At 61.3% G+C, this 13,284-nt stretch carries 11 protein-coding genes; 2 read left to right on the forward strand and 9 right to left on the reverse strand.

The window, feature by feature from the left end:
- Window positions 1–54: 54 nt before the first annotated feature.
- Window positions 55–534 (reverse strand): VOC family protein, encoded by a 480-nt coding sequence (locus tag QMK51_RS17075; RefSeq protein ID WP_320391009.1) that lies wholly within the window; start codon window positions 532–534, stop codon window positions 55–57.
- A gap of 134 nt (window positions 535–668) precedes the next feature.
- On the opposite strand from QMK51_RS17075, the gene QMK51_RS17080 reads away from it, so the two are divergent.
- Window positions 669–1,070 (forward strand): hypothetical protein, encoded by a 402-nt coding sequence (locus QMK51_RS17080; protein ID WP_019648541.1) that lies wholly within the window; start codon window positions 669–671, stop codon window positions 1,068–1,070.
- A gap of 212 nt (window positions 1,071–1,282) precedes the next feature.
- The gene (locus tag QMK51_RS17085) at window positions 1,283–1,564 is read left to right on the forward strand and encodes a DUF3303 domain-containing protein (RefSeq protein WP_258696324.1); all 282 of its coding nucleotides are present in this window, start codon (window positions 1,283–1,285) and stop codon (window positions 1,562–1,564) included.
- A 44-nt stretch (window positions 1,565–1,608) separates the two neighbouring features.
- Here the strand turns inward: QMK51_RS17085 and ligD are convergent, their stop codons facing one another.
- From ligD to QMK51_RS17125, 8 genes are all read right to left on the reverse strand, one after another.
- Window positions 1,609–4,164: a DNA ligase D gene (gene ligD / locus QMK51_RS17090; RefSeq protein WP_320391010.1), complete on the reverse strand. Its 2,556-nt coding sequence runs from the start codon at window positions 4,162–4,164 to the stop codon at window positions 1,609–1,611.
- 175 nt (window positions 4,165–4,339) lie between these two features.
- Entirely contained in the window at window positions 4,340–4,975 is a 636-nt protein-coding gene (locus QMK51_RS17095) for a LysE family translocator (RefSeq protein WP_258696326.1), read from the reverse strand.
- Window positions 4,975–5,757, reverse strand: a complete 783-nt coding sequence (locus QMK51_RS17100; RefSeq protein WP_320391011.1) for an SDR family oxidoreductase — start codon at window positions 5,755–5,757, stop codon at window positions 4,975–4,977. The genes QMK51_RS17095 and QMK51_RS17100 overlap by 1 nt, the downstream gene beginning before the upstream one ends.
- The gene (locus QMK51_RS17105; protein WP_320391012.1) at window positions 5,754–6,950 is read right to left on the reverse strand and encodes a biotin carboxylase; all 1,197 of its coding nucleotides are present in this window, start codon (window positions 6,948–6,950) and stop codon (window positions 5,754–5,756) included. The genes QMK51_RS17100 and QMK51_RS17105 overlap by 4 nt, the downstream gene beginning before the upstream one ends.
- Entirely contained in the window at window positions 6,947–8,203 is a 1,257-nt protein-coding gene (locus QMK51_RS17110; protein ID WP_258696329.1) for an ATP-grasp domain-containing protein, read from the reverse strand. Before QMK51_RS17110 ends, QMK51_RS17105 begins: the two co-directional genes overlap by 4 nt.
- Before the next feature lie 44 nt (window positions 8,204–8,247).
- Window positions 8,248–9,204: a TauD/TfdA family dioxygenase gene (locus QMK51_RS17115; protein ID WP_258696330.1), complete on the reverse strand. Its 957-nt coding sequence runs from the start codon at window positions 9,202–9,204 to the stop codon at window positions 8,248–8,250.
- 141 nt (window positions 9,205–9,345) lie between these two features.
- A complete protein-coding gene (locus QMK51_RS17120; RefSeq protein ID WP_320391013.1) occupies window positions 9,346–11,187 on the reverse strand; it encodes a carbamoyltransferase in 1,842 nt (613 codons plus the stop codon).
- A complete protein-coding gene (locus QMK51_RS17125; protein ID WP_320391014.1) occupies window positions 11,184–13,229 on the reverse strand; it encodes an iron-containing redox enzyme family protein in 2,046 nt (681 codons plus the stop codon). Before QMK51_RS17125 ends, QMK51_RS17120 begins: the two co-directional genes overlap by 4 nt.
- Between the last annotated feature and the right edge of the window lie 55 nt (window positions 13,230–13,284).

The raw sequence follows: 13,284 nt of genomic DNA on the forward strand, positions 1-13,284 counted from the left end.
CAGCGCCTGAAATCCACCCGACAACGGTCGTAGCCAAGCCCTGAGCGACGCTGGTTAACGCTCCAGAGCCGCTTCGATCGCTGCGATGTCGATCTTTGTCATCCCCATCATGGCGTCGAACGCGCGCTTGGCCGCCGCTCGATCAGGATTGGTTATCGCAGCCGTCAGAACGCGTGGCGTGATCTGCCACGACAGTCCCCACGGGTCCTTGCACCAGCCGCATACGCTTTCCTGGCCGCCGTTTCCAACAATCGCGTTCCACAAGCGGTCGGTTTCTGCCTGATCGTCGGTCGCCACCTGGAACGAGAAAGCCTCGTTGTGCTTGATACCCGGCCCGCCGTTCAGCCCGAGACAAGGGATGCCCATCACCGTGAATTCGACCGTCAAGACATCGCCCTGTTTACCCGCCGGATAGTCGCCAGGCGCGCGAATGACAGCCCCCACAGCGCTGTCCGGGAACGTCTCGGCGTAGAACTTCGCAGCGTCCAGCGCGGTGCCGTCGTACCAGAGGCAAATCGTGTTCTTGCTGATCATCCTGGTTCTCCAGAATCGGGACTGATACATGCATTCTAGCAGCGCAGGTAACCGGACGATTTCGGCAACATCGCGCTCGAAGGCACCACAACCCCATGGGCAAACCCGATCATAGCGCTCTATGATTGAACCCCATGACGACCTCTCTTCCGATCCGCCAACCCTGCCCTCCCGGTGCCTGCATCTGCGAGCGTGAGCAGCTGCTGGAAACCCCCGGCACGGACTTGCGCATCCTGAGCCTGACCCAGTCGGAAGAGAAGCGCCTGATCGAACGCCTGGAAAACCTCCAGAGCCTGAGCGACCTCGAGCGTCTGCAACGCCGGATGTACGAGCAATTGGGCCTGCGCGTGGAGATCGTTCCGGGCTTCAATGAAGTGCGCACCATGCGCGGCATCAACATCACCCTCGGCGAACTGCCGGGCCTGTGCCGTAAAACCCGTCAGTCGATCCCGGCGGCAATTCGTCGAGGGCTGGAGAAGCATCCGGAAGTCGCCTACGAGCTGCTCAATGCCAACGACTTGTTGCGTGATGCCTGATGGCTTGCTCCGTTATCCCGATACGTTCGCTCGAATGCCCTGAAACAGGATCAGCGGTCGTACGCGCGACACGGTCCGCTGCTATGCCTTCTGATGGGAGAACAGGTTTCAGGCCAGCCAGGACGGAGCTGGAAACTCAGGCGTGACCGTGGCCCCGGCGCCAGCCAGGAACGCGAAGATAAAAGGTGCCAGTCCGTAGCAGGAGGTGGCAGATGTTATTCATGGTCCGTTGGTCCATCAGTCCGCAACAACGTAACAGCGCGATCGAACGTTTCCTCAAGACCGGTGGCGCCCCACCCGCAGGCGTCACCATGCTGGGGCGCTGGCATGCCGTCGGCGGCTCCAGCGGTGTGGGCATTGCCGAGGCCAGTGATCCGGTGGCGATTCAGAAGTGGGTGCTGGAATGGAGCGACCTGATGAACATGGAAGTCCACGCCGCATTGACCGATGAACAGGTGGCGCCGCTGCTCGCAGCCGCGGTCGGCAAGCAATAGTCGTCCAGGCGGCGAGTGCCTCTCGCCGCCTTCCTGCTGATTCACTACGTTTTCATCCCGATCCACCGCCGCATCTCGGCGGTAATCGTCTGCCGGGTTTTCTTCAGGTCGGCCCAGGGTTCATCGCCCACCTCGGCAAGGCGCTCATGCACAGTGTGCAGGTTCCACTGATTGGCGCCCTTGAGCTCGGCCACTTCTTCGCGAAAGATCGGCACCGACACCGGCAGCCCTTCGCGGGTGCGCACAGCGTAGGCGCAAATCGTGGTGGCGCCCAGGCCGTTGCGCAGGTAATCGATGAAGATGCGCCCAACCCGGTTTTTCGGCCCCGACACCGCAGAAAAACGTTCCGGCAGCAACTTGGCCATGTGGCTGACAATCGCGTGGCTGAAGTCCTTGACCTCGTCCCAACCGTGCTTGCGGGTCAGCGGTACGACCAGGTGAATTCCCTTGCCGCCGCTGGTCTTGAGAAACGCCTTGAGCCCCAGCTCATCCAGCACCGTGAGGGTCAGCCGAGTCGCTTCAATCATGCTCTTCCAGGGCAGCGCCGGGTCCGGGTCAAGGTCGAGGACGAAGCGGTCGGGTTTGTCCAGATCGACCGATGTGGCGTTCCAGGTGTGCAGCTCCACCGTGCCCATCTGCACCGCGCCGATCAGGGCTTTGGCGTTGTTGATGACCATCATCGGTTGGCCCGTCAGTGCCTTGTCCAGGATGGCGATTCCGGGAATGGCCAGACGCTCTGCGTTTTTCTGAAAGAACAATTCGCCGGCGATGCCGTCCGGTGCACGCACCAGCGCCACCGGCCGGTCCTTGAGCTGCGGCAGGATCCACTCGGCGACGCTGGTGTAATACTCCGCCAGTTGCATCTTGGTGGTACCGCTGCTGGCATCGATCACCCGATCCGGGTGCGTAATGCGCACTTTGCCCTGCCCCAGGCCGACTTGTGAGGGTGCGGGTGCGTCTTGGGCGGTTGTCTTTTTAGCGGCTGCAGTTTTCATGGCTTTCGCGCGCTCCTCGGTGATGCCTTCAGCAGGCTTGTCCTCACGCAGCCCATGGAACACGGCCTGGCGTACCGAGCCATCCTTGGTCATCTCGGCAAAAGCCACTTCCGCCAGCAGAACGGGTTTGAGCCAATGCACGCCCTTGGCTTCACCACCGGTGGGCGGGTTGACCACCGACGGCTTTTTCGTCTGCAGCGGCTTCAGTTGTTCGTAAAGACGCTTGAGGGTCGCCTCGTTGAACCCGGTGCCGACCTTGCCCGCATAGCGCAAACCGCCGCTGTCGCGGTCGTGCAGCCCCAGCAACAACGCGCCAAAGGCACTGCGAGAGCCTTGGGGATTGGTGAAGCCGACCACGACGAATTCCTGTCGATGCTTGCACTTGAGTTTGATCCAGTCACTGCTGCGTCGGGACACGTAAGGTGAACCCAGGCGCTTGCCGATCAGCCCTTCCATCTGCATTTTGCAGGCGCTGCTGAGCAACGCCTCCGGGGATTCGCCGAAGGCGTCGGAGAATCGCAATTGCGGGTTTTCATTGGGCTTGAGCACGGTCGCCAGTGCGGCCCTGCGCTCTTCGACGGGCACTTCGCGCAGGTCCACGCCGTTGAGGTAGGGCACATCGAACAGGTAGTAGACGATATTCCCGCTACGGCCGGCATCGAACGCGTTTTGCAGCGCCTGAAAATCCGGAACGCCCTGCTCGTTCGCTACCACCATTTCGCCGTCGAGCCAGGCCGATTCCAGCCCCAATGCCGCCAACGCCTTGGCTTGCCCGGGCAATTTGTGGGTCCAGTCGTGACCGTTGCGAGTGAAGAGTTTGACCTCATCGTGGTCGATGCGCGCCATGACCCGGTAGCCGTCGAACTTGACCTCGTAGCTCCATTCGCCATCCGGAGCGGATTCGACCAGCGTTGCCAATTCGGGTTTGATCAGCTCCGGCAGCCTGGCTTTGCGGGCGCCCGTCAGTTGTGGCGACTTGTCCTTGAGCGCCCTCGCCGCTGGCTTTTTGACGGGATCGGGTTTCGACTTGGCGACGATGGCGCGGTCACTGAGCACGCTGTCGGGCTCGGCGGCGACCACGTCATATTCGCTTTCAGGTCTGGCCGCGCTGTCCTGATGCTTGATCAGAAACCATTGCTCCTGCTTGCCCGGCATGTGCGTGCGCACGAGGTTCCACAGGCCGCCGAGTTTTTCCCCTAGCAGCTCGAATTTCAGTCGCCCCTTGGCGTATGCCTTGGCCGGATCATCCTGGGGAATCCACACCCCGCGGTCCCAGACGATCACCTCGCCGGCGCCGTAATGCCCTTCGGGAATGGTGCCCTCGAACGTGGCGTAATCGAGTGGATGGTCTTCGACGTGAATCGCCAGGCGCTTGACCTTGGGGTCCAGCGACGGGCCTTTCGGCACAGCCCAACTTTTCAGCGCGCCATCGAGTTCCAGGCGAAAGTCATAGTGCAGGTGCGAGGCGTCATGTTTCTGAATGCAGAACTGCAGCGCATGCGCTTTGCCTTGTCGTCGGCCTTTGGCGGGTTTGGAAACACCGGCAGGCTCTGGACTTTTTTCGAAGTTCCTCATGCTGTTGTACTTTTCGAGCGGCTTGTCCATGGCGCCCTCCACAGGGTTTATGACTGAATCAAACCGTTATAGTCATGAGACCCCGGATGAGTGCGCGAAGGTTCAGTAGCCTTGCAAAACTTGCCCCGTGGTTCCGCCAAACGACAAGGCCCGGCGATTGGCCGGGCCTTGTCGTTGCAGGGCTTGCGAAACACTCGCTTTTTTATCAGGTGAGCGGTTTGCGCAGCAGGATATCGACCGCGAAGACGCCCAGGACGGTCCCGGACACCCAGCGTTGGGTGCGCATGGCAGAGGGTCGCGTGGCCAGATATCCGCTGACCCGGGAGGCGGCGAGGACGATCATGCCGTTCACTGTGACGGCAATGGTGATCTGTACCAGCCCCATCTGGATGAATTGCTGGAAGGTAGACCCTGCGGAAGGGTCGATGAACTGGGGAATCAGCGCGGAATACATCAGCGCAATCTTCGGATTCAGCAGGTTCGTCACCAGCCCCATCGTGAACAGCCGTCTCGGCGAGTGAGGTGGCAGTTCGCGCGCCTCGAAGGGGGAGGTCCCCCTGGGCTTCAGCATGTTCCAGGCCAGGTAGCCCAGATAGAATGCGCCTGCGATCCTGACGAAATCGTAGGCCACTGGCACCGCCTTGAACAAGGCCGCCAGCCCCAGTCCCGCAGCCAGCAGGTAGCACACGAAGCCTAGCGCCACACCCGCCAGCGAAATCATCCCGGCCAGCCGCCCTTGGGAAATCGCCCGCGAGGTCAGGTAGACCATATTGGGACCCGGTGTCAGAACCATGCCCAAGGAGATGATGGCCACACCGGCCAGGTTTTCCAGCGCCATCATTAGCGTGCTCCTTCATTCAAAGGGGATTTGTCGGCCCGCTGCGGCTCGAGCCAGCCGAGACTGCCGCGGAACAGCGCATGCTGAGCGCGCTGTGCCACTGGCCGAACCACGATTTCGTCGACATTGACATGGGCGGGCTGATCGGCAACCCAGGCCACAACCTGGGCGACATCGTCCGCGCTCAAAGGCCGGTCGACATCATTGTAGATGGCGCTGACCCGTTCGGCGTCGCCGCGAAAACGATTCAAGGAAAACTCTGGCGTATGCACCATCCCGGGAAGCACCTCGGTGATGCGCACCGGTACGCCCTTCATCTCCAGTCGCAAGGAATGGGTCAGCGCGCGCTGAGCACTCTTGGCCGCGCAATAGCCGCCTCCCCCCTCATAACCGGCTAGCGCAGCCGTAGAGGTAATATTGACGATGCACCCTTGGGATGCAATGAGCCGAGGCAACATCAGTTGGGTCATCCGCAAAGTCCCCAGTACGTTGCTGTTGAACATGTTCGTCCAATCCTCGGCACTGGCCGTGTCTACCGCATCCAGGCCGATCGCACCGCCCGCACAGTTCACTAGCAGATCGCACTCGGAAATCTGTACCAAGTCCTCCTCTCGCGCTTGTGTCACATCCAGCACAATGGCGTGTCCGCCGGTTTCGCCGGCAATCCGCTCGAGCCGATCACCCCTGCGCGCCACAAGGAATACCCGCCAGCCACGACTGGCCAAGGTACGGCCGCATGCCTCGCCAATACCACTGCTGGCACCTGTAACAACGGCTGTTTTCAAGATTGAGCCCCCCATGACTCGGATAACTGTTCGAAGATCATCCCCACGTCACGTACCAACGCGGGGCGATCGAAGCTGCGCAGGCGAAGGCGAGTGCCAGCGCCTTCATAAACACCGCTGGCGAAGCGATCCAGGTTCTGCGGCTGAGCCCAGTACAGGGTACCCAAGCCATCGCGCGGCGAGCTGTTGCGGCGGGCGATCACCCATGCACCCCGCTCGGGGTGCAATGGCCTGCCCTCCTTACTAAGGCTGCGCGCAAGATCCCTGTAGCGGGTAGACGCCCCTGTCTGGAGTTCCCAAGCGATCCCCAGCAGGTCGATATCCCTCACCTCTCGCCAGAGGAACGGGATTTCGGCTCCACCGACCCGGGCACCGATTTCCAGGAACAGCCATTTGTCATCCAGGTCGAACAGTTCGAGGTGGAAGACGATTTCTCGCTCAGGCGCGAAGACTGCCAGCAGTTGCTCGACGCGCCCCGCAATTCGCTGTTCGTCGTCGCCCTCCTCGAGCTCGATGCTACCCAGCGGGCTGTCCGGACCGAAATCGGCACAGCTGTTCACATAACGCGACGCCGTGACCACCACAATCCGTTGCCCATCCCACCAGCCGTCTACGTGCAGGATGGGGGCCGCGCAGTAAGCCTGGACCATCATCGGCTCCGTTGCCTGCCGGATCTGATCAAGATCCCCTGGGCCGCGAAGGAATTTCACGCCGCGACTCGCCGTGCCATAGCGCGGTTTGAGCACCAGCGGATAGCCGTGTTCGGCCGCCAGTCGCTCCACCGTTTCGCGGGAATCGGCGGGCGAGGCAGGCAGCACGCCGATCGACGATTGCCGACCAGCGACCTCCAACATAGTGAGCTTGTCGCGGAACCGCTCGGTCCAGGCGACAAGATCTCCCGGTATCTGCCATCGCTCGCGGATAGAAGCCGCATTGAGCAGGTCGCCCTCGTTAAGGGCAACCACCAGCGCTGGAACGCCATGTTGCTCGACCAAACGCTCAGCCTCGACCATGACCGCCTCAGCATCGTCCAGTGAGGCGAGCGTCGAGCTTGACGCCAGACGCTCGCTCGGCAGGGACGCGCGGGATTCGGGCGTGCAGATCGCCCGAATCTGCATTCCTGCAGGCAGTTCGTATCGGTCATAGAGCGCTTGGCAGCCGACCCAACGGTGCAAGCACAGGACATATCTCATGCCGTGGGGTCCACGATGAAGTGGACCGCTTCCACCAGTTCGTCGCCGATCCGAACGGCCTCCTCGCGCGAGGAGCCTGTTGCCAGGACATACCCTGAAACGCAGTCGGCAACGGTGTCGAGCGGAGGAATCTTGTCGCCCTCATGCTTCTGGATGACGACGGCACGCTCGGCTGCACCCAGCTCGAACAGGAACGGCAGGAACACCAGTGGCGTCTCGCCTGGCTTGGTATGGCGCACATCGACATCAGGCTTGAGATCGAGCTCGACCTTTCTGACCTTGCCAGGCGTCGGTACGAAGAACTGGATCGCGGCACCCGCTATCGGCTCGGGCGACACATCCGGCAGGGTGTCGATACCCAGTGGCACCGTCAGGAACATGCGGTTCAGGTCCAGGCCGAACGCACGCCGCACCAGTTCCGGGGCACCCGAGCCCGCCAGGCGAGCGTGGGATTCGAGTACACGAGGACCTTTCGGGGTCAGCACGAACTCGCTGTGGGAAGGCCCCTCCTCCAGCTCTACGGCGTCGAGCAGGCGGCAGGTCATTTCCTTCAGCTCGCTCAGCCATTTTTTGGCCTCAGTGCTCGGCGTACTGACCTCCCACTCGACGTATTTGTCGTTCATGCGGTACTGGGAGTAACCAATCGGAAGGTGGCGACCCTTGAACGAGAAGGAGTCGACGCTGACGACCGGCCCCTCCAGGTACTCCTCGATGATGATGTGCTTGACGTCGGCATCCTGAAGCGCCTGCCAAGCCTTGGAAGCGGAGGCTTCGTCATCGCAGGGATGGATGTGCAGGCTGGCTACGCCTTCGGCTGGTTTGAGAACCGACTTGCCATGCTCTTTGACGAACGTAATGGCATCCTGTGCACTGGTGACATGGCGATAAGCTACCGGGCTCAGGTTGTGCTCGACCAACAACTCGCGCATGGCCACTTTGTCCTTGAGCAGGCGCGCAGTCTTATAGGAAACCCCGGTGAGGCCGAAGTGATCAACCACCTTGCCCGTCGACTCGCCCGCCACTTCGGTGGTGGTAATGATGCGATCGAACGGACGTTCGCGGTGCAAGGGCTCGAGGACTTTGATAATGGCCTCGGCGTCGTCAAGCCTGGCATGCACCACTTGTTCGCAATGGGCGAGGATCTCCTGCTCGTAGTCACCCTCTTGATGCACCAGTACGACGTCGATGCCCAGTTCTTTGGCACCGTGGATAGGCGCGGGACGGCCACCGACTACTGCGATACGCTTGTTCATGCATAAACTCCATGTCTATTGGGATGGTTTTTTGAAGCAAAGGATCAACTGCCGTACACCCTACGCAGCCAGCGCGCCTTGCCGTTGAGCAAAGGCTGGAACGCCTTGCGTCGGTGCAGCACGCGGGCATTTTTGAAAATGAAGAAGTCGCCTGGCTGCAGCACCACCTCTATACCCTGGGCGTCACGCAGGCACTGGCGCAGGAGCGCAAGAGCCTTTTCGCTGTCCAGGTCGAGCGCGGCCACGATGCCATCGTCAAAGCGCAAGCGATAACCGCCAGCGTCCTGCTCCAGCACCGGCAGCACCCTCGCCTCGCCATCGAAGCCCTCGTTGGAGGCGGGGGCACCAAAGGTGTAGGCAGCCTTCTGCAACTGGGCGATCGCCCAAGTGGGCAGCCGTGAAAGAACATGATCCACACAAACAATGTCGGTGGAGGCCCCTTCAAAGTTGCGCACGGCGGTGAAGGCCAGGAAGTTCGGCACGGCGGTCGCGACACTTCGGCTTTGATCGGCGAAGGGCCAGTTGGGGTTGTCGGTGTGCCAGAAAAACTCCACATCGGCGCCCCAGGAACTCGTGGTGCCCGCAGCCTCCGGGACCGGAACGACGTTTCTGACCAGCTTGCCGAAGTTTTCATACTCGACGGCATGCGGCCTGACACCCAGCAGTCGCAGCATGCCAAAGTGCAGCAGATCGAAATCAAGAACGCACTCGGCATTGGGCAGGAAGCCATTGCGTGGCGTCGCGATGTCCGTCGAGAGCGAAATGCCTCTGATCAGCAGCGCTTTGTGCGGGCTGGCAGGAAATGCGCGAATCGCCTCGACGATATCCCGTCCCAACACGGTGCCGAGCCAGTCCCCGCCGACTGTTCCCACACTGTCAGCGCAGTGTGGCGTTTCGGCCAGCCTCACGCGACAGTGCTCCAGCCCGGTCAGGTCGGGATCATTGACGACCATCTCCTGTACCAGCGAAGCCTCCTGAACATCCATGGCCAAGACGCTCATGATTTGCGGTTCAGATATGAGGTGACCTTGGGGTCCGGACGATGGGCGAACGCCTTGGTTCGCCGGATAAACATCCCCAACGGCAGGATCAGGTAGAGCAGAACATAATCCATAGTGCACCTTCCCTAGTGTATGAAATAGTTAATCCAGCGGTACTGTCTCGCGCCAGTCGACCGCTTCCTCAAACTGAGGCTGCTCCGATTTATCGAGATAGAAATCGCCAATCGCCAGTACATCCATATTGGTACGCATGAAGCAGCGATAAGCTTCGAACGGCGTGTTCACAATGGGCTCACCGCGCACGTTGAACGAGGTGTTGACCAGTACCGGACACCCCGAACGCTGGTAGAAGCGTTCAAGCAGCGCCCGGAACCGCGGGTTGCGCTCCCGGTCCACGGTCTGCACCCTTGCCGAGAAGTCCACGTGGGTAATTGCTGGCAGATCGCTGCGCACCAACTTGAGCAAGTCGATACCGGTAAGCCGCGCACTCTCCTGAGGGGTCGCCTTGCGAATGCCCTTTGCAATGGGCGAGACCACCAGCATGTAGGGGCTTTCCTCGACGATGTCGAAGTAGTCAGCCGCTTTTTCCTCAAGCACCACGGGAGCGAAGGGCCGGAAGGATTCGCGAAACTTGATGCGCAGGTTCATGTTTGACTGGGTGTCCGAGCGGCGCGGATCACCCAGGATCGAACGGCTGCCAAGTGATCGCGGACCGAACTCCATCCGCCCCTGGAACCAGCCGATGACCCCGCCGTCCTCTATGCTGGTGCTCACCCGCTGGTCGAGCTCTTCCTGCGAAAGCCTGTGAAAAACAGCGCCGCAGGCTTCCAGTTCGTCCCTGATCTGCTCCTCACTGTACTCCGGCCCGAGCAATGCTCCGCTCATGCCATCACGCACGCCAGCAGGTAATTCGCGGCTTGCTACGCGGCGATGCGTGCGGTCTGTCAGCAGCGCGGCGCCCAGCGAGCCACCCGCATCGCCAGCCGCCGGTTGCACCCACAGTCGGTCGAACGTTCGCTCACGCGAGATCACGCCGTTGGCTACGCAGTTAAGGGCAACGCCCCCGGCCATGCATAGCGCTGTCTCGCCAGTGAGTTCACGGGCGGTCTTGGCCAGGCGCGAAACGACGATTTCCGTGACTTTCTGCACCGATGCCGCCAAATCGAATTCGCGATCGGTAAGGGGTGCCTCGGGCAAGCGCCGGGGGCCTCCGAACAGCTGCTCAAAGGCATCGCCCGTCATGACCTGGCCCTTGATGAACTCGAACTTGGTCCAGTCGAGTCTGAAGCTGCCATCGGGCTTCACATCGATCAGATGCGAGAGGATCGTGTCGACGTAGTGAGGCTTGCCATAAGGCGCAAGTCCCATGAGTTTGTATTCGCCGGAGTCCACCTTGAAGCCGCAGAAATAGGTGAAGGCCGAGTAGAGCAAGCCCAGCGAATGGGGAAAGGACAACTCTGCGACCAGCTCGATGCCTTCTGGCTTACCGTGCCAGAGAGTGGTCGTCGCCCATTCGCCGACACTGTCGATACACAGGATCGCGGCGCTCTCGAACGGACTGGGGAAGAACGCCGATGCAGCGTGGGACTCGTGGTGGCCATGCACTTCGATTCGGCGACCGTCCCGGTCTCCCATCGCGCTGAGATGACGCACAACCTCACGGTCCATTCGGCGCTTGGTTGATAGCCATTCGCCAAGCACCGGTGCATAGGTGCGCGCTGCCGAAAACCCGGCCACGGCTGCCGTCGAGAGCACCCGACGGAACTTGAGCGCCGGGTCTTCGTAATAGGCGACATGGTCGACATCGGCCAGGTTTATACCTGCGTACGTCAGGACATACTCAATGGCCTTACGCGGAAAACCCGGGTCATGCCGGATCCGGCTGAAGCGCTCTTCCTGGGCTGCGGCGACGATCTTGCCGTCCACAACCAGAGTGGCCGCGCTGTCGTGATAAAAGGCAGAAATGCCAAGCGTAACCGTCATAGCAGCGACCTCACTTTTTCGCGAAACTTATCCAGCATTGTTTGCTCCCTGGGTGGATTGAGCGCGACGAATCCATTACGGACGCGCGCCCAAAGTTCTTCACGGTCACGTCGAGAAAATGCGCAAAGGTAGGTATCCAGACTCGCGGCAGCCCATGCCGTATGCCCGGTGGAGATGTTGTCGATGGAGTTGTGCAGATCGACGAACATCGTCGGATAGCCGTAGGCGACCAACGCCTTGTGGGTACGCCGATAACCGCCACCTACACCGGATAGCTCCATCGCCAGGTTCAGCCCGAGAATCTCCGGGCAGTAGGTTTGGGGATATCGTCCGATTGACAACCAGAACACGGGCAGCTCGAAGTCCTCGTCGTTGAAGCACGTTGCGTTGGCGTATCCAGGGTCGGCGGTGGCCGGCAACTCGCCATGTACTGCCTTGAGCAGATGGCGGTAGATAACGGGATGGTTCTGCGCCTCGATTCCGTTGCCCAACTCATCGAAAAGCGTTTCGAACAGCCGGCTGCCATACGCCGTGGAGGCTACCGCCGGGTGGGCGAACCCGGCCAGCCAAGCCCCGTCGATCATTGTCAGCGGCGCCAGGGACAGGATATCGGCGACCACCTCATCGCGAGACGGCAGCTCTTCGTCCTGCCCCAGTGCCTGGTTGGAAGCTTCATGCTGGCCCTGCAACCACTGCTGCAAGACACCGGGAGCCCAATGCTCCGGCAACGAGCAACGCCCCTTGGCGACGCCACGGGCGGCCCGGGCCAGCCAGCTCTTCACGTAGTGACCGGCATAGGACTCATCTGACGGCGCGAGCTCCATGCGCAACATGCGCGGGTAGGCCTCTCGTGGGCTCAAACTGGCGACCAACGCTTGGGGTTCAGCGTCCTCGCGAATAGCCCCGGCGAGTATTCCGTCGTCTTTCCATACCTGGAAAGCCGCAGGCTGCATGGGCGCATCGGCGTAAGGCAAGCCGCAGATCCAGCGGTGAAGAATGGCAATATCGTCGCGACTGAAGATTCGGAACATCTTGCCCCGCGGCGAAATCAGGCTGGTGAGCAGTGGACTCGATTCCGGCTTGCCCGCCCGCACGTAGGTGCTGGCGGCAAGATGATCGAGGAACGTCAAGGAGTCGTCGACCGCGAGCAAGGGCTTCATCGGCACCTTATTCAGCCGCGTCTTGTCATGGTATTGGCAAGCATCCAGCCGACGTCGGCTAATCAGGTGGCGTGCCGCCTCTCTCGGATCGAGCCAGCGCTCAAGCACATTGAGCAGTGCTCCGTTCATCTCCTCGACTTGCCAGCGCGCCCACAGGTAGCCTTGGCGTACCCCAACGTTTGCGGCCGGTCCCATCTGCCCGAGAAATTCCCGGACGGCCACTTCAGCGAGCACGGCGAGATCGTCGGTACGACCGGCGGGGTCGTGACGCAAATCGAGAAATTGGCGGGTGGACGGCTCATTGTTGGCAATGAACTCGAACGCGGGCAGCAGCCCGCAATGGCGCAGGTAAAGGTTGACCCCCAGGATCTGGGCCGTCAGCGACTCCGGGAAATGCCCCAATACGACCAGGGCCGAGGCACAGTTGAAGGCTCCGTCCGAGATCCTTGGGTCGGCCACTGCTCGCAAGAGATCTTCGCCAGCATCTGCCAGCGCGTGCTGACGCAGCAATTCCTGGTAGCGCTGGATACGACTGGCCCCCGGTTGACCGGCACCCACATCCGCCGCATGGATACGCAGCGCTGCCATGGCATGGCGCGCTTCATTATTCCAGCTGCCACAGACCCCATGAATCAGGTGCTGGCTGCCGATCAGAAAGGGAGCCGACTCCAACGCCGCCTTGGCATGCAGCGCCTGGGCATCTGCTTCGTTCGTCTCGATTGCCTGTGCCAACCTTCGGAATCCGTCGCGCAATGGCCCAAGCCGTTCGCATGCCACACTCGCCAGCCCCGCCAAGGCCGTCGCGCTGGCGAAGTCGAGGTCTGCCAAGTCCGTCCCCTGCACCGCATCCAGGCACGTGCGCAGGGTGACGGGCGTGAACATGCGCCTCGCCTCTCCCCCGGTCTCTGCCCCGAGGAAACTGGAAAAGATTTGCCTA

This window comes from Pseudomonas sp. P9_31 (genome assembly GCF_034008235.1).
Taxonomy (GTDB): Bacteria; Pseudomonadota; Gammaproteobacteria; order Pseudomonadales; family Pseudomonadaceae; genus Aquipseudomonas.